The 22,600-nt window shown below is 71.6% G+C and carries 8 protein-coding genes and 1 pseudogene; 3 read left to right on the top strand and 6 right to left on the bottom strand.

Annotated features, from left to right (window positions below; all coding sequences use genetic code 11):
- Positions 1–4: 4 nt before the first annotated feature.
- Both AWZ10_RS50935 and AWZ10_RS54530 read left to right on the top strand, forming a co-directional pair.
- Entirely contained in the window at positions 5–13,759 is a 13,755-nt protein-coding gene (locus AWZ10_RS50935) for a hybrid non-ribosomal peptide synthetase/type I polyketide synthase (protein WP_060893423.1), read from the top strand.
- 158 nt (positions 13,760–13,917) lie between these two features.
- A pseudogene (locus tag AWZ10_RS54530) lies at positions 13,918–14,128 on the top strand (telomere-associated protein Tap); the annotation flags it as partial.
- A 388-nt stretch (positions 14,129–14,516) separates the two neighbouring features.
- Here the strand turns inward: AWZ10_RS54530 and AWZ10_RS39175 are convergent.
- The gene (locus AWZ10_RS39175) at positions 14,517–14,720 is read right to left on the bottom strand and encodes a hypothetical protein (protein ID WP_052769655.1); all 204 of its coding nucleotides are present in this window, start codon (positions 14,718–14,720) and stop codon (positions 14,517–14,519) included.
- A gap of 227 nt (positions 14,721–14,947) precedes the next feature.
- Between AWZ10_RS39175 and AWZ10_RS39170 the strand changes: the two genes are divergently transcribed.
- On the top strand, positions 14,948–15,787 hold the full coding sequence (locus tag AWZ10_RS39170) for a hypothetical protein (protein WP_046706512.1): 840 nt from the start codon (positions 14,948–14,950) through the stop codon (positions 15,785–15,787).
- A 434-nt stretch (positions 15,788–16,221) separates the two neighbouring features.
- On the opposite strand, the gene AWZ10_RS39165 is transcribed toward AWZ10_RS39170, so the two are convergent.
- The 5 genes from AWZ10_RS39165 to AWZ10_RS39145 form a co-directional block, all read right to left on the bottom strand.
- On the bottom strand, positions 16,222–16,827 hold the full coding sequence (locus tag AWZ10_RS39165; protein WP_060893422.1) for a hypothetical protein: 606 nt from the start codon (positions 16,825–16,827) through the stop codon (positions 16,222–16,224).
- Positions 16,828–16,837: 10 nt separating this feature from the next.
- Entirely contained in the window at positions 16,838–17,272 is a 435-nt protein-coding gene (locus tag AWZ10_RS39160) for a DUF4238 domain-containing protein (RefSeq protein ID WP_060893421.1), read from the bottom strand.
- 9 nt (positions 17,273–17,281) lie between these two features.
- Positions 17,282–17,704, bottom strand: a complete 423-nt coding sequence (locus AWZ10_RS39155; RefSeq protein WP_060893420.1) for a hypothetical protein — start codon at positions 17,702–17,704, stop codon at positions 17,282–17,284.
- Positions 17,705–18,132: 428 nt separating this feature from the next.
- Positions 18,133–21,849: an nSTAND1 domain-containing NTPase gene (locus tag AWZ10_RS39150; RefSeq protein WP_060893419.1), complete on the bottom strand. Its 3,717-nt coding sequence runs from the start codon at positions 21,847–21,849 to the stop codon at positions 18,133–18,135.
- Positions 21,850–22,102: 253 nt separating this feature from the next.
- Positions 22,103–22,504, bottom strand: a complete 402-nt coding sequence (locus tag AWZ10_RS39145; protein WP_060893418.1) for a hypothetical protein — start codon at positions 22,502–22,504, stop codon at positions 22,103–22,105.
- Positions 22,505–22,600: the final 96 nt, after the last annotated feature.

Below are 22,600 nucleotides of genomic sequence, written 5' to 3'. Positions count from 1 at the left end.
GCGCGTGCCCCTGGACGGCTTCTACGACCGCTTCCGCGACCGCGGAATCGACTACGGACCCGCCTTCCAGGGCCTGGTGGACCTGTGGCGACAGGACTACGAGCTCCACGCCGTCCTCCGCCTTCCCGAGAGCCTGCGCACCGACGGCTTCGGGATCCACCCCGCCCTCCTGGACGCGGCGTTCCACACGATCCTCGCCGCGGAGGAAGCCTGCGAGGACCGAGCCGGTGACGAGGGAGGCGGGCAGCGCGCCAAGCGGGTTCTGCTGCCGTTCGAGTGGAGCGACGCCCGCCTGTACGCGACCGGGGCCTCGGTCGTACGGGTGCGCGTACGCCTCGACGAGAAGCACGAGCAGGCCGAGCTGTGCGTGACGGAGGAGAACGGCAGCCCGGTGGCCACGGCCAGTCTCCGCCTCCGCAAAGCCACCGCGGAAAGCCTGCGGGCGACACAGCAGCCGCACCTGTACCGGCTGGAGTTCCAGGAGTACCAGGCCCCCGCTGCCGCACCGACGGACACCGCGATCACCGCCGGCCCCCTGGCGGCCGCACTCGAACTGCCCACACTGGACACCGAGACCGGACCGGCTCCCTCCCGCATCGTGGTGGACGCCACGCAACCCTGCGGCACCCCGGAGGAGTTCACCGCGGCGGCACTGGTCCGTGCGCGTGACCTGCTGGCCGATCCCCGGCCCGCCGGCACCGAACTGGTCTGGGTGACCCGCCGGGCGGTCTCCGTGGACGAGGACGAGACCGTCGACCTGGCCTCGGCGCCCCTGTGGGGACTGCTGCGCGCGGCACGCGCCGAGGGACATCCGGTGCGGCTGGTGGACGTGGACGAGGCCGCCGATCCGGACGCGGTGCGGGCCGCACTGACCGTCGCCGAGCCGGAACTGGTGGTCCGCGGCGCAGACATACGGGCACCCCGGCTGGTCCGGCTCACCCCCCACGCCACCGCCCCGGCACAGGGTGCCGCCGACGCCACCGAACACACACCGGGCACGGTGCTGATCACCGGCGGTACCGGTGAGCTCGGGCGGCAGGTCGCACGGCACCTGGTGGGCGCACGGGGCGTGCGCAAGCTCGTCCTGGCCTCCCGCCGAGGTGACGCGGCGGACGGTTCCGCCGAGCTGATCGGCGAGCTGACCGCCGCCGGGGCCGACAGCGTGCGCGTGGTGGCCTGCGATGTCACCAGCCGCGATCAGGTGGCCGCACTCGTGGAGTCCGTCCCGGATCTCAGCGGCGTGTGGCATCTGGCCGGCGTACTCGACGACGGGCTTCTCACGGACCAGACCCCGGAACGTCTGGAACGGGTCTGGGCGCCGAAGGCACGCGCGGCGTGGTGGCTGCACGAGCTGACCGCGGACCGTCCACTGACCTCGTTCGTGGTGTTCTCGTCCGCCGCGGGAGTCCTCGGAAGCGCCGGACAGAGCGCCTATGCCGCGGCGAACGCGTTCGCGGACGCGGTCGTGCTCGAGCGGCACCGGCGGGGACTTCCCGCACTGAGCCTGTCCTGGGGGCTGTGGGAGCAGGACGGCACGGGACTGACCGCGCACCTCGGCCGGGCGGAACTGGCGAGGATGCGCAGGCAGGGCGTGACCGCACTGACCGGCCCGCAGGCGCTGGGCGCTCTGGACGCCGCGCTGACCAGCCGGCGAGCACATCTCGTGCCCCTTCGCATCGACCTGTCCGGGGCCGAGGACGACCGTTCGCCGCTGCTGCGGGGCCGGACCCGGATGCGGAGACTGGCGGACACCCGGACGGACGGCGCCGACACCGGCTGGTCCGCCCTGCCGGAACAGCGGCGCTTGCCCGCCCTGACCGATCTCGTGCGGCGCGAAGCGGCCGAGGCGCTGGGCTCCTCCGGCGAGATCCACCCCGACACGCAGTTCACCGAACTCGGACTGGACTCCCTGATGGCGGTGGAACTGCGCCGCAGGCTGTCCGCCGAGACCGGACTGTCCCTGCCCGCGACGGCCGTCTTCGATCACCCGACACCCGCCGGCCTGGCCCGGTACCTCGACGGCTGCCTGGGAGACCGGGAGGACGACACGGGCCGGGCGCGCGTGCAACGCGTGCAGCGCGTGCAGCGACGCGGTGTCCACCCGGCGACCGAGGGGCAGCGCAGGCTGTGGTTCCTGGAGCAGATGCGTCCCGGCACGGCCGAGTACAACGTGACGATGCCGGTCCGGGTCGCCGAACCGCTGGACCGCGCGGCGTTCGCCTCCGCCGTCGAGTTCGTGGTGCGGCGGCACGAGGCACTGCGCACCGGCCTGGAGAGCCGCGACGGTGAGCTGGTCCAGGTGGTGCACGAGGAGTTCGGCACCCCGCTGCGCTTCGAGGAGGCGGCAGACCCCGAGGAACTGGCCGCCCGGATCCGGGACGAGGCCGAGACACCCTTCGACCTGTCCGGCCCCGTGCTGCTGCGCTGCCTGGTGCTGACCGGCGCTGACGACCAGGTCGTCTGCTTCACCCTGCACCACGCGATCATCGACGCCTCGTCGCTGGTCATGGTCCTGCACGAGCTGTTCGTCGCGTACGACACGTTCCGCGCGGGCCTCGTTCCCGACAGCGGCGGCGAGCCGCCCGTGCACCTCGGCGACTACGCCGGCTGGGAGCGGGACGCGATCGCCCAGGGAGCCTTCGAGGCGGGACTCGGCTTCTTCCGGAGCGAACTGGCCGGGGCCCCGCGACTGGAACTGCCCCGCGGCACGCCGGACTCCGGCGCGGGCAAGGTCGGATTCGCCCTGCCGGACGCCCTCCGCAGCGAGCTGGAGGCACTCGCCTCCGACGCGGGAGTCACCCTGTACACGGTGCTGGCCGGCTCCTTCGCCGTGCTGCTCTCCCGGTACAGCGACCAGCGGGACTTCAGCATCGGCACGGTGTGGTCCGGGCGCACCCTGTCCGGGACGCCGGAGATCGTCGGCTTCCTCGCCAACACCCTGCCGTTGCGCTGTGACCTCTCCGCCGATCCGACCGTGCCCGAGCTGCTGGCGGCGATGAAGTCCCGCGTGCTCGGCGTGATGGAACACCAGAACGTGCCCCTGTCCGAAGTGGTCAGGGCCGTCGGAGCCGAACGCAACGGCGAGGAGAACCCGCTGTTCCGGGCGGTGTTCAACTACGGCCTGGGGGCGGAACCGGACGACGGCACATGGCAGCCGTTCGCCGGGAGCTTCACCGGTAACGTCGCCGGAACCGCCAAGTTCGAGCTGACCATGAGCCTCGCGCCCGCCGCGGAGGGACTGAGCGGGGAGCTGGAGTTCCAGTCCCACGTACTGGATCAGGAATCCGCACAGCGCATGGTCGCGAACTTCGAGACCCTGCTGCACTCCTTCCTCCGCGACGGCGCCCTGCCCGTCAGCCGCCTGCCTCTGCTCCACACCCGGGAAGAGGGCTGGTTCCGGCAGCACGGCGACAGCCTGACGCCGGATACGGCCGCGCTGCCCCCCGCGCAGCCGGAGCCCACCGCGCAGCCCGATTCCGCGGAACCGGCCGCCGGTGCCGATCTGGTGTGGCAGACGGTGCTCTCGGCCTGGTCGCAGGTCCTGGAGGTGGAGCCGGACGAGGTGGACCCGGACAGCGGATTCTTCGATCTGGGCGGAACGTCGTTGACAGCGGTGCGGGTCCACGAGCTGGTCCGCGCCGGCCTGGATCGCGAGTTCCCTCTGTCGACGCTGTTCCGCCACTCCACGGTGCGCCGGCTGACCACGTTCCTGAGCGGCGACACCACGCCGGCGGCGAGCGCGGCACCGGCACTGGCCGGGGAGCGTGCCGATGAGGAGGCGGTGGCGATCGTGGGCGTGGCGCTGCGCCTGCCGGGCGCGAGTGACGCGGAGGAGTTCTGGGCGAACCTGCGGGGCGGTGTGGAGTCGATCCGCCGCTTCACCGACCAGGAAATGCTGGACGCCGGAGTGCCCGCGCACGTAGTGGAGGATCCCGCCTTCGTCCATGCCAAGGGCTACGTGGGGGACGCCGACCTCTTCGACGCCGAGTTCTTCGGCTACTCCCCCTCCGAGGCGGAGAACATGGATCCGCAGCACCGGCTCTTCCTGGAGACGGCCTGGCAGGGCCTGGAGAACGCCGGCATCGTGCACGACACCCACCCCGGCCGCATCGGAGTCTTCGGCGGAGTCGGCTTCGGCGGCTACGACCTGGGCGATCCCGAGGGCAGCTCGGAGGCCTTCCGCGCCGCCATCGGCAACATGAACGACTTCCTCACGACCCGCCTGGCGCACAAGCTGAATCTGCGGGGTCCCGCGCTGACCGTGCAGACGGCGTGCTCCACGGGACTGGTCCTCGCGCACCTGGCCCGGCAGAGCCTGCTGCGCGGGGAGTCCGACGTGGCGATCGTCGGCGCCTCCGCCCTCACCTTCCCCCTGGAGTACGGCTACCCGCACCAGGAAGGCTTCGTCTTCTCCCCGGACGGCTCCTGCCGCGCGTTCGACGCCGACCGCCAGGGCACCGTGGTGGGCAACGGCGTGGTCGCGGTGGTGATGCGGCGGTTGTCGGACGCGGTGGTAGCCGGGGACCGGATCTACGCGGTCGTCCGCGGCAGCGCCATCAACAACGACGGGTCCGACAAGGTCGGTTTCACCGCCCCCAGCGTCAGCGGCCAGGCGGCCGTCATCACCGACGCCCTCGCCGACGCGGGACTGTCCTCCGCGGACATCGGCTACGTCGAAGCGCACGGCACCGCCACCGCCATGGGTGACCTCATCGAGATCCAGGCCCTGCAAGAGGTGTTCTCCCCCGACCGCGACGAGCCGTGCGCGGTCGGTTCGGTGAAGTCCAACATCGGCCATGTCGACGTGGCCGCGGGCCTGGCGGGACTGGTCAAGGCAGCCCTCTGCGTCTACCACGGTGAACTGGTCCCCACCGTCAACTTCAACCAGGCCGACCCGGAACTGGGTCTGGACCCGGCGGTCCTGCGCATCAGCGACGACACCCGGACCTGGCCGGGCACCCGGCGCGCCGGGGTGTCCTCGTTCGGCATCGGCGGCACCAACGCCCACCTGGTGATCGAACAGCCCCCGCAGCCGGCCGCGCAGCCCGACCCGGCACCGGGCGCGGCACCGGCCGCAGCGCCGGTGGTGCTCTCCGGACGCACCCCGCAGGCCCTCAGGGACCAGGCACGCCAGTGGGCCCACTGGCTCACCGAACACCCCGACACCACCCTCACCGACCTGGCCTGGACCACCACCCGGCACCGCCGGCACTTCTCGTACCGAGCCGCCGTCCTCGCCCACGACCTGGACGAGGCGGTGCGCGGACTGACCGCGCTCGGGGACGGGCAGACCGACGACGCGGTGTGCACCGGGGTCGCCGAGGAACACGGCAAGGTCGCCTTCGTCTTCGCCGGCCACGGTGCGCAATGGCCGGGCATGGCCCAGCGCCTGCTCACCGAGAGCCCCGCCTTCGCCGACACGGTCGCCCGCTGCGACGAGGCACTGCGCCCCTGGACCGGCTGGTCCGTCCAGGAACTGCTGGAGAACCCCGACACGAGCGGGCTGAGCCTGGACGACGTCGAGGTGACCCAGCCCGCCCTGTTCACGGTCGCACTCGGTCTGGCACAGGTGTGGCGGTCCGTCGGTCTGGAACCCGAGGCCGTGGTCGGACACAGCCAGGGCGAAGTGCCCGCCGCCGTGGTCGCCGGAGCGCTGACCCTGGAGGAGGGCGCCAGGATCGTCGCCGTCCGCAGCCAGGCGTTCGGGCGCATCGAGAGCGGCTCGGGCGGCATGGCCCTGCTGGGACTGCCGCTGACCGAGGTCGAGGAACTGCTCGCCGACTACGACGGAGCGCTGTCGGTGGCCGCGGTGAACACCCCGGGCTCGGTGGCGGTGGCCGGCGCTGCGGACGCGGTGGACGACCTGCTCGCGAAGCTGGCGGACCGTGACGTGTTCTCCCGCCGCATCAAGGCGGACCGGGCCGGACACTGCAGCCTGGTCGACCCCATGCTGCCCGAGGTGGAAGCGGCCCTGAACGGACTGCGCCCCCGCCCCACGACGGTGCCGATGTACTCCACGGTCACCGGCGCGCCGATCGGCGGAGACACTCTGGACGCCCGCTACTGGTGCCGCAACCTGCGCGAGCCGGTGCGCATGGACCTGGCGCTCGACGCGCTGCGCGCCGACGGCTACGGCGTGTTCACCGAGGTCAGCCCGCATCCGCTGCTGGCCGTCCCGCTGACCACCTTCACCGCCGCCGGCGGCGGAGTGGTCCTGGGCAGCCTGCGCCGGGACCACGGCGGCCTCGCGCAGATCCTGCGCGGCCTCGGCGAACTGCACGTCCACGGTCACCCGGTGGACTGGACACGGGTCATCGCCGGGCCCGGCCGCCTGGTGGACGTGCCCGGCTACGCCTTCCAGCGGCAGAGCTACTGGATCGACGGGGGAGCCCGTCCCCGGCAGGAACGACAGGCACCACCCCCCGCCGACCTGGCGACCAGGCTGGCGGCACTGCCCGAACCGGCCCGTGCCCGCACCGTGCTGGAGGCCGTGCAGGACGTGGTCCGGGGCGTTCTCGGACTCGGCGAACCCCTGCCCGTCGACGAGCGGTTCCAAGGCCGCGGCCTCGATTCGATGATGGCCCTGCAACTGCGCAACCGGCTCAGCGAGGTGACCGGCGCCCCGCTGCCGTCCACGCTCGCCTTCGAACACCCCACGCCTCAAGCGGTCGTCGACTACCTCCTGGCCAACGTCTTCTGCGAGCTGCCGTCTTCCGGCCCGTCGATGGACCGTGCCGAGCGGCGCGAGGTGCACCCGGCGACCGAGGGCCAGCGCCGACTGTGGTTCCTGGAACGGATGCGTCCGGACTCCGCGCAGTACAACGCCGTGCTCCGGTTCGAGGTGGACAGCCCCCTGTGCCCGGAGACGTTCCGCTCGGCACTGCGCGTGGTGATGGAACGTCACGAGGCACTGCGCACCGGCCTGGAGAGCCGCGACGGCGAACTGGTCCAGGTGGTGCACCGGGAGTTCACCGTGCCGCTACGGCACGAGCGGGTGACCGGCGCCGATGAGCTCGACCGGATGCTGCACGCGGAGGAACGGGTCCCGTTCGAGCTGGACGCCGAGACCCTGTTCCGCTGTCTGCTGGTGGACTCCGGCCGGACGTGGACCATGTGCTTCACCATGCACCACGCCATCACCGACGGCTGGTCGATGTCGGTGCTGCTGCAGGAACTGCACGAGACGTACCGGGCCCTCGCCGAGCAGGGCACTCCCCAGCTCGCGGAAGTCCGCTACCACCTCGGCGACTACGCGCGATGGGAGAAGCAGTCACTGGAGCAGGGCGCCTTCGAGCCTTCGCTCGCCTACTTCGCGTCCGAACTGGACGGATGCCGGCGCCTGGAACTCCCCGAGCGGGCCGCGGCGGAGGACGAGCAGGGCGACGCCGTGCACTTCACCGTGCCCGCGGAGCTCCGGGCCGCTCTGGACGAACTGGCCACACGCCACTGCGTCACCGGATACACCGTGTACGTCAGCGCCTTCGCGGTGCTGCTCGCCCGGTACACCGACCAGTACGACTTCAGCCTCGGCACGATCTGGTCGGCGAGGGAGCTGCCGCAGGTCGGGGAGACCTTCGGGTTCCTCGCGAACACCCTGCCGCTGCGCTGCGACCTGACCGGGACGGTGTCCTTCGAGGACGTCATCGCCGCCACCCACACCCGAGTGCGGGGTGTGTTCGAGCACCAGAGCGTCCCGCTGTCCGAGGTCGTGCGCATCGCCGGCGGCGACCGGACCGGTGAGGAGAACCCGCTGTTCCGGGCGGTGTTCAACTACAGCGGCACGGCCTTCCCCACGGTCGGAACGGGTGAGGCTGCATGGCGGCTTCCCCCGACGGGCAGCGTGTCCGGCAACGTACGAGGCGCGTCGAAGTTCGAGCTGGGTCTCACGCTGAGCACCGACGGCGATGAGCTGCGCGGGGAGCTGGAGTTCCAGGCGCATGTGCTGGACCAGGACTCGGCCCGCCGCATGGCCGCCAACTTCGAGACCCTGCTGGCATCGCTCGCCGCCGAGCCCGCCCGCCCCGTACGGGAGGCCGGTCTGCTCTGCGGCGCGGAACGCGACTGGCTCGCCGAGCACGGCGGCCACGTCGCGGCCCGGCCCGCCGGGGAGACCGCCTGCGAGCTGATACTGGCTCAGGTGGCACGGACCCCCGACGCGGTGGCCGTGGCCTCGGACGGAGGCGAACTGACCTACCGGGAGATGTCCGCACGGGCCCGGGCGATCGCCCGGGAGCTCACCGCACTGGGCGTGCGACACGGGGATCTCGTCGGCCTCTGCCTCCCCCGCACGGCCGATCTGCCGGTCGCGATGCTTGCCACCTGGATGGCCGGGGCCGCCTATGTGCCACTGGACCCGGCGTATCCGAAGGCGTGGCTGGACCACGTGGTGTCCGACAGCGGGCTGGGCGTGGTGATCTCAAGCGGCTCCCTCCCGGACGTTTCGCCGGACGGGCTGCGGGTGCTGTCCGTCGAGGAGATCACCGAGGCCGAACAGCCGGGCGGCGCTGCGCCGGTCGCGCCGGATCCGTCCGACCCCGCCTTCGTCATCTACACCTCGGGCACGACGGGCACCCCGAAGGGTGTCGTGGTCGAGCACACGCAGTTCGCCAACTTCTGCGGTGCCATGGACGAGCGGGTCGGCGGAGGCGACGGCGGCACCTGGCTGGCCGTGACCAGCATGTCCTTCGACACCTCCGGCCTCGAACTGCTGTGGACCCTGACCAGGGGCTACCGCGTGGTCATCGCGGACGGTGAACTCGCCGACTGGGCCGGATACCGGCGGTACGGGCCGACCCACCTGCAGTGCACGCCGTCACTGGCCAGGACGCTGCTCGAGGGCGCGGGAGGCCGTGAGCTGCTCAGCCAACTGCGCCTGCTCATGGTCGCCGGCGAAGCGCTCGACCGCGGCCTGTCCGACCGGCTGCTGCGGACCTGCGGCGGCGACGTGTTCAACATGTACGGGCCCACGGAGACCACGATCTATTCGACGGGCTGGCGGGTCGAACCCGGGCCCGTCTGCCTGGGAACGCCGGTGCGCGACACCCGGCTCGCCGTTCTCGACCGCCACCGGCAGCCGGTACCGCGGGGCTGCCGTGGAGAACTGTGGATCGGTGGGCGCGGTGTCGCGCGCGGCTACTGGAACCGGGCCGCGCTGACGGACGAGCGGTTCGTGGTGGACCCGTTCCCGGGCGCGGGGCGGATGTACCGTTCCGGCGACGTGGTCCGCTATCGCGAGGACGGCTCGCTGGAGTACTGCGGCCGCACGGACTCCCAGGTGAAGCTGGCCGGACACCGCATCGAACTCGGTGAGGTCGAGTCCGTGGTGGCCGGGTGCAACGGCGTGCGTGAGGCTGCCGCGGTGGTACGCGAGGACACCGGCCGGCCGGCCCTGTGGGTGTTCTACTCGGGAGAAGCTGACCAGCAGGTCCTGGCCGAGCGTGCCGCGCAGCGGCTGCCGGTGGCGATGCTGCCCACCCGGTGGGTACGGCTGGAGAGCCTGCCGCAGACGCCGAACCGCAAGATCGACCGGCTGGCCCTGGCCGCACTGCCCACCGCGCAGCCCGATTCCGCGGAACCGGCCGCCGGTGCCGATCTGGTGTGGCAGACGGTGCTCTCGGCCTGGTCGCAGGTCCTGGAGGTGGAGCCGGACGAGGTGGACCCGGACAGCGGATTCTTCGATCTGGGCGGAACGTCGTTGACAGCGGTGCGGGTCCACGAGCTGGTCCGCGCCGGCCTGGATCGCGAGTTCCCTCTGTCGACGCTGTTCCGCCACTCCACGGTGCGCCGGCTGACCACGTTCCTGAGCGGCGACACCACGCCGGCGGCGAGCGCGGCACCGGCACTGGCCGGGGAGCGTGCCGATGAGGAGGCGGTGGCGATCGTGGGCGTGGCGCTGCGCCTGCCGGGCGCGAGTGACGCGGAGGAGTTCTGGGCGAACCTGCGGGGCGGTGTGGAGTCGATCCGCCGCTTCACCGACCAGGAAATGCTGGACGCCGGAGTGCCCGCGCACGTAGTGGAGGATCCCGCCTTCGTCCATGCCAAGGGCTACGTGGGGGACGCCGACCTCTTCGACGCCGAGTTCTTCGGCTACTCCCCCTCCGAGGCGGAGAACATGGATCCGCAGCACCGGCTCTTCCTGGAGACGGCCTGGCAGGGCCTGGAGAACGCCGGCATCGTGCACGACACCCACCCCGGCCGCATCGGAGTCTTCGGCGGAGTCGGCTTCGGCGGCTACGACCTGGGCGATCCCGAGGGCAGCTCGGAGGCCTTCCGCGCCGCCATCGGCAACATGAACGACTTCCTCACGACCCGCCTGGCGCACAAGCTGAATCTGCGGGGTCCCGCGCTGACCGTGCAGACGGCGTGCTCCACGGGACTGGTCCTCGCGCACCTGGCCCGGCAGAGCCTGCTGCGCGGGGAGTCCGACGTGGCGATCGTCGGCGCCTCCGCCCTCACCTTCCCCCTGGAGTACGGCTACCCGCACCAGGAAGGCTTCGTCTTCTCCCCGGACGGCTCCTGCCGCGCGTTCGACGCCGACCGCCAGGGCACCGTGGTGGGCAACGGCGTGGTCGCGGTGGTGATGCGGCGGTTGTCGGACGCGGTGGTAGCCGGGGACCGGATCTACGCGGTCGTCCGCGGCAGCGCCATCAACAACGACGGGTCCGACAAGGTCGGTTTCACCGCCCCCAGCGTCAGCGGCCAGGCGGCCGTCATCACCGACGCCCTCGCCGACGCGGGACTGTCCTCCGCGGACATCGGCTACGTCGAAGCGCACGGCACCGCCACCGCCATGGGTGACCTCATCGAGATCCAGGCCCTGCAAGAGGTGTTCTCCCCCGACCGCGACGAGCCGTGCGCGGTCGGTTCGGTGAAGTCCAACATCGGCCATGTCGACGTGGCCGCGGGCCTGGCGGGACTGGTCAAGGCAGCCCTCTGCGTCTACCACGGTGAACTGGTCCCCACCGTCAACTTCAACCAGGCCGACCCGGAACTGGGTCTGGACCCGGCGGTCCTGCGCATCAGCGACGACACCCGGACCTGGCCGGGCACCCGGCGCGCCGGGGTGTCCTCGTTCGGCATCGGCGGCACCAACGCCCACCTGGTGATCGAACAGCCCCCGCAGCCGGCCGCGCAGCCCGACCCGGCACCGGGCGCGGCACCGGCCGCAGCGCCGGTGGTGCTCTCCGGACGCACCCCGCAGGCCCTCAGGGACCAGGCACGCCAGTGGGCCCACTGGCTCACCGAACACCCCGACACCACCCTCACCGACCTGGCCTGGACCACCACCCGGCACCGCCGGCACTTCGCCGAACGCGCCTCGGTGGCCGGACCCGACCTGCCCACGGTCATCGAAGGACTCACCGCCCTGGCCCAGGACCAGCCGGACGCATCGGTCACCCTCGCCACCGCCCGGCCGGGCAAGGTCGTGTTCGTCTTCCCCGGCCAGGGCTCCCAGTGGCCGGGCATGGCCCAGCGGCTCCTCACCGAAAGCCCCGCCTTCGCCGACACGGTCGCCCGCTGCGACGAGGCACTGCGCCCCTGGACCGGCTGGTCCGTCCACGAACTGCTCCAGAACGAGGACCGCATCGCGTGGGACCGCCTGGACATCGCCCAGCCGGTGCTGTTCACCATGTATCTCGCCCTGGCGGCGGCCATGCGGGACCTGGGCCTGGAAGCACAGGCCGTGGTCGGACACAGTCAGGGCGAGATCCCCGCAGCCGTGGTCGCAGGCTCCCTGACCCTCGAGGAGGGCGCCCGGATCGTCGCCGAACGCAGCAAAACCCTCGCCGCGCTGTCCTCGGACGGGGAGATGGCGACCGTGCAACTCCCGGTCTTTGAGGTCGAGGCAGCACTGGCCCCCCACGGGAACGCCGTCTCGGTCGCCGTGGTGAACACCCCCGGATCCACGGTCATCTCGGGAGACCGCGCGGTCGTGGAGAAACTGCTCCACGCATGGGACGACCAGGACGTGATGTGCGGCAAGCTGAACGCCGCCTGCGCATCCCACAGTTCACACATGGACGCGCTGCTGCCCGGCCTCCGGGACCAGCTCGCCCCGCTGAACCCCCGACCGTCCCGGATCCCCCTGTACTCCACGGTGCTCGGCCGACGGGCCGCGGGTGAGGAACTGGACGCCGACTACTGGTGCCGCAACCTGCGCGAACCCGTGCGGCTCGACCTCGCCCAGCAAGAACTCCTGGCCGACGGATACACCGTCTTCGTCGAGGTCAGCCCGCATCCCGTGCTGGCCATGCCACTGGCCGACGGCGGCGCGGAGCAGGACGCGGTGGTTCTGGCGGCCATGGAACGGGACCAGGGCGGCCTGGACCGGCTCCAGCACACCCTGGGCGCCCTGCACGCACACGGCGTCGAGATCGACTGGCCGGCGGCCGTCCCCCACGGTCGCATGGTCGACCTGCCCGGCTATGCCTTCCAGCGGCAGCGCCACTGGAAGGCACCCGCTCGCCGCAAGACGACCGACCAGCGCTTCTGGGACGCCGTCGGCGCGGACGAGACGGACTCGCTCGCCGAGCTGCTCGGCGCGTCCGGAGAGCACCGGGACAGCGTCGCGGACCTGCTGCCGCTGCTCCGGCGCTGGCACGAGAGCCGCGACGGCCACGCCGCGAGCGCCGACCGGCCGCACGAGGACGAGACGACCGGCACACCCCAGGACAGCGGCCTCGCAGAGCGGCTGGCGGGCATGGACCGGGACACACAGCTCACCACGGTGCTGGAACTGGTCCGCACAGAGGCCGCCGCCGTCCTCGGAACAACCAGGATCCCCGCCGAACAACCCCTGCAACAGCTCGGGATGGACTCGCTGATGGCCGTCGGCCTGCGCGCCAGGCTCGCCAGGCGAAGCGGACTGCGGCTCGGCACGGACGTGCTGTTCCGGCAGGGCGGGTGCGCGGGCATCGCGCAACACGTGGTCGACGAACTCACCGGACGGCAGCCCGTCACCGAGGCCGCGCCCGACCCGCTGATACGGGTCCTCAAGCCGGCGCGACACCCCAAGGTCCGGATCTTGTGCATGTCGGGCATGGGCGGCACGACCACCGGACACGTCCCGCTCATCCCGCACCTCCCCGAGGACGTGGAACTGCTCGGCGTCCGGGTCCCCGGCCGTGAGGGACGCAGCGGGGAAGCCCCGGTGAGTGATGTGAACGTCCTCGTCGACCGGGTCGTGGCGGACCTGTCCGACCGCCTCGACGTGCCGATCGTCCTGTACGGGCACAGCCAGGGCGCATACACGGCCTGGGAGATCGCCCACCGGCTCGGCAGCAGGGTCGGCGGACCGGACCTGTCCCTCGTCGCCGCCTGCGCGCCGTCGCCGTTCAGCGAGACGCCGGAGGCGCTCAAGCAGTTCCAGAAGGTGTCGACGCTGTGGGACACGGCGACGCCGGCGACCCTGGTCGAGATGTTCCGCGGGATGCTTCCCGACGACATCCTCGACAACGAGGAGGTCTTCGGCACCTACGTGGAGAACCTGCGGGCCGACTTCGGTATGTGGAACCGGCACCAGCTCGCGCTGCAAGGCGACCGCCGCGGGCCCCTGGACATCCCGATCACGGCGGTGTCGGGCACGGCCGACCCGGTGCTGCCCGAGGGCACGATGGCCGGCTGGTCCACGCTGACGAGCGGTGAGTTCGTGGTCCGGTCCATCGAGGGCTCGCATTCGGCGCCGCTCGAGAGCCCGAAGGCCATGGCCGAGGAGCTGACTGCCGCGGCCTTGTCATGCGGACTCTTGCCCAAGGCATGAGCGCGGTGGCGTCCGCCGCCGACCGGCGGCGGACGCCACCGCGGCTTCCCCCCGCCTGATCGGCGCTGGAACGGTGGCACTGTCCGGCAGGGTTGAACAGAAGGGATAAATTCCAGGCTGAGGTCCGCAGGGGCGGGGAGGTGTGAAAGGAGCTCGGCATGGCCTCCGAGGAGGAGCTGTTCGCGTCCGTCGACGCGCTGCTGGAGGAGGAGCCGCAGCTACCGCCGCGAGCGGGCCCGGCTGCGGCGCCTCGCGCTCGCGCTGGAGACGTCGACGCAGACGGTGAAGAATGACGAGAACGGCAGGTCGGAGCCGAAGTTGCCCCGCCTGGAGGCGTACCAGCGGCTGCTGAAGTGGTTCTGTAAGTGGGAGCGGGCTCTGGCTCAATTCGTGTTTGCGCCGTGAGGCGCTGTTGGGTCGAGTGGAGGTGAAAGACCTGCACCAACCCGCTGTCGCAGCAGTTGGGTTGAAGCTGAGGGCAGCCTGATCCGGGTGATGCCGGGGAAGGTGAGAGCGGCCCTGACGAAGCTGGGACGTGACCAGTACTGCCAGATGGGGCGGGTCCGGCAAGCGTGATGGAGAGGAGTACGCGAGGAACCGGCGTCTTACGTCTCTTAACGAGCCTCCGGCTCGAACCTGGTGGATCTGGGCCGGAAGTGGTGCGTACTCGGGGTCATCCTTTCGGGTGAAGTTTCCCCTCCATCATGATCAACCCGGCGATCATCCCACCCACCCAGCCAACGTGACAGTGCCCCGGCTACGGCTCCAACTGCCTCAGCCGCGCCGCGTAGAGGGCCGCCAGGCGGTCCTCCTCCTGCGCATCGGCGTCCTCCAGACGCGCAAGGTCCTGGTAGGCGGCAGCCCGGCTGGCCGTCAGCTGCGCGATCCGCTCCTCATCAGGCAGCGGGGCCCGCCGCTCGACAGCAATCTGCTCGGTGTACCAATGCAGCACCTCCTGCACGCAGTGAGTCCACAGAGTTGTTGGCTCTGCGTCGCCTACCCAAGGAAAGCGTTGATCGGCATCTCGGTTCGAGCGAAGATCACCGTCAACGACTACGGGGAGAGTAAATGCTGAGAGTTCTGGCTGTGGGATCGGTTGCCCTGGGACTCGTCTGCGGCAGTGCCGCACTGGCGGTGGCGGACGACACAACGGGAAACGTACCGAGGATTGTCAGTGACAGTGAGTACGTGGCGAGCGGAGCCGCCGATCCGAGGGAGAGGGTCCCGGTCGGCGAACCCGCCGCCGCCACCGGCCAGGACGTGAATGCTTATGTCGGCCTGCTGGAAGGCATATCGGGAAGCCAGATATCGGCGCCCCCGCAGGTCGAGGAGTTCAGCGGCAACGGTGAGGCGCTCAGTATCGCGCTGGAGGCCGATGACACGGACACCTTTGTGACGCGTACCGGCGTCGACAGCGACATCCCCCGCTCCGTCCTGGACGACGGAACGGCCGGATCGACGCTGGAGACCCTCCCCACGGGCACTCAGCTCCTGAGCGCCGCGGACGCGGAGACCGGCGCGATGGTTTCCACGCTCTCTCCACAGGGACAGCTCACCGTCTGGAACGCGCCCGGTGACTTCCAGGACGACCGGCTCGCCACCCTCAAGCGCTGGGCGACCGAGGCGGACAGCAAGGACCCCGGCCCGCTCGGCATCACCAGGGCGGCCGGAACGGTCACCGTTCAGGCCGCCCCCACCTGCAGCCTGAGCATTCACAAGCCGTCCACGTCGGACCGCATGATCAAGGCCAGCTCCTCCCTGGTATGCAACCAGAAGGGAGACATCAGGCTCAAGGGATACCTGCTCCAGTACCGGGCCCTGGGCATTTGGGTCTCCAAGGCATCCGAGGAGTTCTCGGGCCCGGGCGCCTCGGCAACGGTTGTCACCGCTGAGTGGAAATGCTCGGTGGGTGACAACCAGCTCTACCGGGGCCGAGCGAGCACCCGCCAGCTCAAGAACTCCAACGGCACCTGGTACAAGAGCGGACAGGTCGACGGCCCCGAACAGAGGCTGACCTGCCGCGCCTGATCACCGCGCACACACCGCCCAGGAGGCCCCGGTTCCCTTCGACCGGGGCCTCTGGCACGGCGTCGGCTACGCCCTGAGGGCCCAACCGGACAGTGACGCGACGTTCCACCGCACGGAAGCCGGCAGTGGTCGCGGGCGCCGCCGCCCTGGCCCGCCCTGTTCTCGCGCGGGTCGCGTACGCCGCCACCGCCCTGGCGCTGATCGGGGCGCCGTGGAGCAGCGCCGCCAGAACACACTCCCCACCGTCCGCCCCGCGACAGGAGCCACCGGTCCCCGCCCTGAGCGGCGCAGCAACAAGGAATGACGATCCACCGGCCGGGACTCGACCGACAGGGGGTGGCACCGTGCCGCCCTCGTCGGTCCCTCACCGCAGCGAGAGCTGGAATCTCACGGGATCGGCCAAGGCAGCTCCCGTAAGGCCTACTGACGTCACGTCACGACCCAGTACCGGGGTCGGCGAACGGAGGCGGATACGCCGAGGCCTCGCTGAGCTGCTCCAGGATGGCGCGCAGATCGTCGTGGCGGATCTCGGGGTGAGCCGGGGCGGGGCCGGGTGGGCGCTGCGCGGGAACGGCGGACAGACGCGGTGCCCGGACTTTCAACGGAGCATCGGCGAGCTGCAGTCGGGCGGGCCAGGACATGGACGGCAGCCGGTAGACGGCGTCCTGGCACCAGGCGGCCGCACCGGCGTTGGCCTTGGCCGCGATCTTGCGGGTCAGGCCGTCCCGCGTGCGATAGTGCGCGCGGGACGTAGAAATCAACAGACACCTCGACGACAGCGGGGCGAAGACCTCGATCGTGTCGGACAGAAGCGGGGGAGTGAGGCAGAACGTGCCGTCCTTGCGACGCAAGGCCGCTCCGCCGTCGGCGAGAACCAGCAACGGCTCCTCCGATCGCAGCAGTACCAGGCGCCGACCCGGGCTCGCAAGGAGGTCGCGCGTGCGCTGGAAAGCGCGGATCGAGGCGCGCAGCGCCGCACGCGGATCACTGATGACGCAAGGGCCGGGAGCCGTCCGTACGGCAGTCCAGAACACCTCCATCCGCTCTTCCTCAGACAGCGGCCGCCCCAGTCGCTCCTCGCAGTAGCCGATCCGCCTCAACCGCCCATACCGCCGGGAACACATGCCGGCCGACCTGCGCATCGAAGGACCGGAACACCTGGGTACGCACCACCTGCCAGGCCAGCGCGTCCAGCATCACCGCCTGCCGCGCCTCCTCCAGCGGCCACCGCCCCTCGCGGGCGGCACGCAGAACCGGCGCGGACGGACCGTCGACGTGGCGGTCCAAGTAGGTCTCCAGAGCTACCCGCCGCGCGCCCTCGGCGAGCGGATCGGTGTTGAAGTGCCGCGCCACCGCCGCCCACCGCACGGGGGTGCGATACTCCGCTCCACCGCGCCGCCGCCCCAGGACGTGCCCGTTCTCGGCGAAGGCCCGCAGCCAGTACTGCGGTACCAGGTGGTGCTCCTTGGCCGTGTTCGCACCCATCCCCGGCCTCTACGCCCCCGCCGTACCGGCGGGCTCGGACCCCGTGTGCGCGGCTGCGGCATCGCGCCAGGGATAGCTGTCCCATCCGGCGTCCAGGACCGTGTTGCGGGTGTGCGTGTGCCCCAACAGGGCCTCGCGCAGGGCGTAGGTGGAGCGCTCGGAGTCGGCGGCCCGCTCCAGCAGGAGCCGGCCGACGGGAGCGTCGTCGATGGTGACCATGTTCTCCAGCTCGCTGATGCTGCACACCGTGACCGGCACTGTGGTGGCCGGCAACTGTGGCCGCTGGAGCGGCGCGTTGACGATGTGGAACGGTTCCATCGTGACGATCAGTCCGTGCACGGGCCGGTCTGTGGGCACATCGGCGAACTCCTTTTGCCCGCCGGCGATCAGAGAGGCGGTGTTGTCGATCTGCCCGTAGGCGCGGCCGAGCATCCGGTTCACCTCCTTGACCCGACTGTCGGTGGCCAGCCTGCAGATGCCGGGTGGGGCGCACCGACTTCACCTCCACCAGCAGTACCAACTCGTCGGTGACGACGATCCAGTCGACACTGCGCGCCCGGTTGCGTCCGTAGACGATCTCGGGCCGGACCCACCGCGTCGGACAGCAACTGCAGCTGGCGGCCGACGTAGGCCTCGAACAGGTCGCCGAGGTCCTGGGCGAAGGCGTCCCCGTAGCGGGCGACGCCGGTGTAGTAGATGCCCAGCGGGCTGGCCTTGGCCGGGATCAAGTGGCTGACGGGGGCGAGGAGACCCGGATCGTAGCCGACGCCACCTGGTCGACATCGCGACCGGACTCGCCCATCCGCCTGTCGCCCCGTAGTGACGCGGACCTGGGCTGCCCCGCGGCGCGGCCCTGCGGCTCACGCGGCTTTGCACACCCGCCGGTACGGGGCGTCGGGTATGTACGTGCGCCATTGGGCTCGGCTCGGCTCTGGCTCGCTCGCGCGGGCGCACACGCGCGCGAGCGCACGGTCGGTGTCGAGGTCGTAGCGCTGGAGCGGAACGTGGGCGCTGCCCGCGTACAGCGTGGTGCCGTCGGGACCGAACGCGAGGGTGTACACGGCCTCACCAGGGGTGGTGAGCAGACCGCCGATCGGCTGCCCGGAGGGCACGTCCCACAGTTGCAGCCCACCGTTGTCCCCGCCGACCGCCAGGGTGCGTGCGTCGGGGCTGAAGGCCAGGGCCGACACCCCCTCCACTTCGGGACGGCCGTCGAGCGGGGGCGGGAAGACATTGGGCAGCACGCCTGTGCGGTGGTCCACATCACCGTCCCACAGGGTGACCCGCCCGGTCCGGTCGCCGGCCGCCAACCGTGAACCGTCGGAGGCAAAGGCCAGTGCGCCGAACAGGCTGCCCTGGACGAGGTCCTGCCTGGTCGCCCGCCAGGACGGCGGCCGGGACACGGTGCCCTCCCCGACGAGCAGGCGTCCGTCGCCGCGGAGGGTCGGGGAGTTCGCGGGCGGGCCGGCCGGCACCGCCGTGCGCCGCCGGCTGCGGGTGTCCCATACCTCGTCGAACGTCGGTCCAGCCGGCATGCGCGTGAGGTGGAGGGTGTCACCCCGTGGGCCGAGGGCGACCGCGGTCACCGGTGCGCCTGGCAGGTCGAGTGTGCTGAGGGCCCGCTCGTGCGGGATGTCCCACACGGTGAACGGCGGCGTGCCCCCCACTGCACCCGCGGGTGCCGAGACTCCGTATCCGAAGCGGGTGCCGTCCGTGCTGAACGCGAGGAGCGGATACGTCTCCTCCGGCGGGCCCGCGAACGCGGGCTCGGTGGAGACCGGCACCGCAAGCGGCGGGAAGGTCCGAAGCACATGGCTGTCGGCAGTGGCGCGCAGCCGGACGAGGAAGTGGTCACCGGTGCGCTCGGCGGTTGCGTAGGTACGGCCGTCCGGGCTCAGCCGTACGCCCGTGTGCGGAGCCGGGCGCCAGGCGGGAGTGACGGCAGCACCGAGATCGAGGGTGTGGACGTTTCCGCCCTCCAGGTAGCGCAGGACGCGGCCGTCCGGAGCGAAGACCGGGGGAGGGCTGAGTGTCTGGTTGTCGAGGGAGCTGCGGAAGACGGGCGCGTCGGGCGCGGAGATCCGCCACACGTGCATTTCCGTGGGGGTGCCCGCGGCCAGGAAGGTGCCGTCGGCGCTGAAGGTCATGTCGCCGGCGCGCGGGTCGTCCAGATCGGCGATCCGCCGGCCCGTGCGGATGTCCCAGACACGGATCCCGTCCGCCGTGCGGGCGGCCATCCGGCCGGCACCGACCGCGAGCGGCAGGGGGTCCGGACCGCACAGCCGGTCCTGCTGCCAGGCCCCGGCCAGCAGGCGGCCCGCGACCGTGTCCCACACACGTAGGCCCTGACCGAAGGGGCAGGCTGCCGCGTACCGCCCGTTCGTGCTGACGGCCGTGGTCGTCGCGTGCGGAACCCGGGCCTCGAACCGCGCCCGGCCGTCCGTGACCGAGCCCAGCCGCAACCGTTTCGCGTCGGCGGCCAGATAGGCGCGGCCGTCATCGGTGAAGTGCACGTCGGTCATGGGCGGGAACGACGCTGATCCGGCGGTCCACCGGCCGAGGCGGGTGTCCCACAGCCGTGTGGCGCCGTCGCCGGTGATCGCGAGAACGCGCGCTCGCGGGCCGGCCGCGGTGACCGTGCCCTGCGGCAGTCGTCCTCCGCCGGTAGGGCGGTGGGTGACCACGTCCCAGCTCCGCCAGCTTCGTTCGCCGACGCTGACCAGAGTGCGCCCGGCATCGGTGAGCAGCCGCCGCGGCGCGTCACCGGGCGTGGGATCCGTGAAGACGGCGGACTGCGGCTGGATGAGGGAGCCGAGCAGCGCCCGGCGGCTCTCGGGCAGTTCGCTGATCCGCCAGGAAGCCGCACTCAGCATCATGGCGGCGTGGGGCTCGGTGGTGCGCAGCCCGTCGGCGAGTGCCGCGACCCTGCGGGCGGCTTCCTGGGCGCGCCGGCGCTGGGCGTCGCCGTGTTCTCGCCACACGGCGAAGGCCGCCAGCAGGGCGATGGCCAGTACGGCGGACAGCGACCCGGTGAGCATCCGGTGGCGGCGGCTGATGCGTGCGGCGGCCCGGTACTCCGTCTCGCGTGCCGCCAGCGAGGCGGTGAGGAAGTCCCGCTCCGACGCGCTCAGCGCGGGATGGACAGCAGGGTCCGGGAACAGTTCCGCCGCACGGGCCAGCTGTGCGCCCCGGTACAGGGCGCCGGAGCACCGGCCGTTCTCCGGCCAGGCGCGGGCCGCGTCCGAGAGCGCCCGGTGGTGGCGCAGCCGCTCCCGGTCCGCCTCGATCCAGCCCTGCAGCCGGGGCCAGCAACTGATCAGCGCCTCATGGGCCAGTTGCACCCCGTCCTCGTCGGCGGTCAGCAGCCGGGCGCGAGCGAGCCGTTCCACCGATGCCTGCGCGTGCGGACACTGCGACAGTTCCTCATGGCTGAGCGGGCGCCGGGTGTCAGGTGTGCCCTGGCCCGGTACGACCATCCGCAGCAGCAGGTGCCGAGCCGCCCGTGCCTGGTCGGGCGACAGAGAGCCGTACACCTTCTCCGCGGTCGCGGCGATCGCACCACGCAGCCCGCCGACCGCTTCGTACCCGGCGAGGGTGAGCATCCGGCCCTTGCGGCGCCGCCAGGTCTCCAGCAGTACGTGCGAGAGCATCGGCAGTCCGCCCGGCTGTGCCTGAACCTCCTGCACCAGTCGCGCGGTCAGCGTCCGCTCGACCAGGTGGCCGGCCGCCTGAGCCGGTCCGACCACTGCCTCGCGCAGTTCTTCGGCGGTCATCGGGCACAGCAGCAGTCCGGCCTCGTTCAGGGTCTGCGCGAGGCCGGGGTGGTCGGCACAGAGGGCGTAGAAGTCGGCGCGTACGGCGACCAGCACGCGCAGCCTGCTGCCCGGTGCTCGGGCGGCGAGCAGCAGGTTGATGAACCGTTCGCGTTCCCGCTTGTCGCTGCAGAGGGTGAAGACCTCCTCGAACTGGTCGACGATGACCCAGCTCTCGGGCTCGTCCTCGGCGGGACTGAGCAGCTGCTCGTACGTCGTGGCGGGTCTGGCCCCGGGGGTGAGGATCCGCAGCACGGCCGGTGCCCCCCGTCCGACGAGTTCCTCACGCAGCCGCGGCACCAGGCCGGCGCGCAACAGCGAGGACTTGCCACTGCCGGAGGGCCCGAACAGCACCGCGAACCGGTGCTCGCGCACCAGTTTCCCCAGCTCGGCCAGCATCCGGTCCCGGCCGAAGAACAGGTGCCGGTCGTCCGGCTCGAACCGCGCGAGACCGCGGTAGGGCACCAGCCCCGTGTCCCGGGGTTCGGGCTGTGCCCGACCGGCCTCCCGCTCGGCCTCCTCCCAGCGCAGCCGCCACGCGGCCAGGTCGCCCCCGCAGGCCCCTACGTACGCCTCGACGACGGCGAGCGCCGGCAGCCGTTCCCCGGCGACGGCCTGCGACAGCGTTGTCGCCCCGCAGCCGGCCGCCTTCGCCATCGACCGGTACGAGGGGCTGCCCGCGGCGCTGCGCAGCTGCCGCAGCTCGTGAGCGAACCGCGCGACGGGCCCCGCCGACGGATCCACCGGTCTTTCGGGGCGCCCCATGGGCTCGTACCTCCGCGTGTCGGATCTAAGGGACATCGAGTGACACTTGCAGCGATGACGATAAATGGGTCGTGATGAACGTCGAGTTAATTGCGGGTGACGAGCGACGGGTGCGATCAACCGCACAAAGTTGATCCGGCCTCCGCAGGGGCCTTCGGATCAACTCTTCCCTTGCCAGCGTCGAGGTCAGCGGGCCGACACCCGGTCGGCACCGACCACGCATTGGAGAGCACACCGATGTCCCGTGCACACCTCATCCGCAGGATCGCCACCACTGGGACCTCGCAGAGCCGCGCAGGTACACCGCCCTGGTGCGGGTGAGGAACCCGCACGCCGCGCGGCCCTGTCCCTGCGGCCCGTACGCGCGCTGCTCGACGCCGCCGAACGGCATGTGCGGATCGGCGCCCGCGGTTTCGGAGTTCGTGCCCAGCACGCCGACGCCCATCCGGGCCAAAGCGGCAGCGGCAACCGGGGCGAGGACGTGTTCCGTAACCAACTGTCCGATGGCCACGGCTTCGCGGGGGCGTGCCGGATCGAGGTCGACGACGTCCTCGCCGTCGCCGGTCCGCCCCTCGCCGGCGGTGAGACGGCGCGGTGTCCGGGCCTGCCGAACCGCTCCGGCCTGCCTCGTGCTGCTGCCGGCGGTGGATCGCACCGGCACTCCTTCCGGGGGCGTTGTCACGTTGTTGGCTGTGTGACTGCCTGACGGCGCGTCGTGGTGTGGTGGAGCCTGGTTCCGGGCTGTGTTCAG

This window comes from Streptomyces europaeiscabiei (genome assembly GCF_001550375.1).
Lineage (GTDB): Bacteria > Actinomycetota > Actinomycetes > Streptomycetales > Streptomycetaceae > Streptomyces > Streptomyces europaeiscabiei.
The sequence above is the reverse complement of the archived record's forward strand: the minus strand, read 5'-3'. Positions and strand labels throughout refer to the sequence as shown.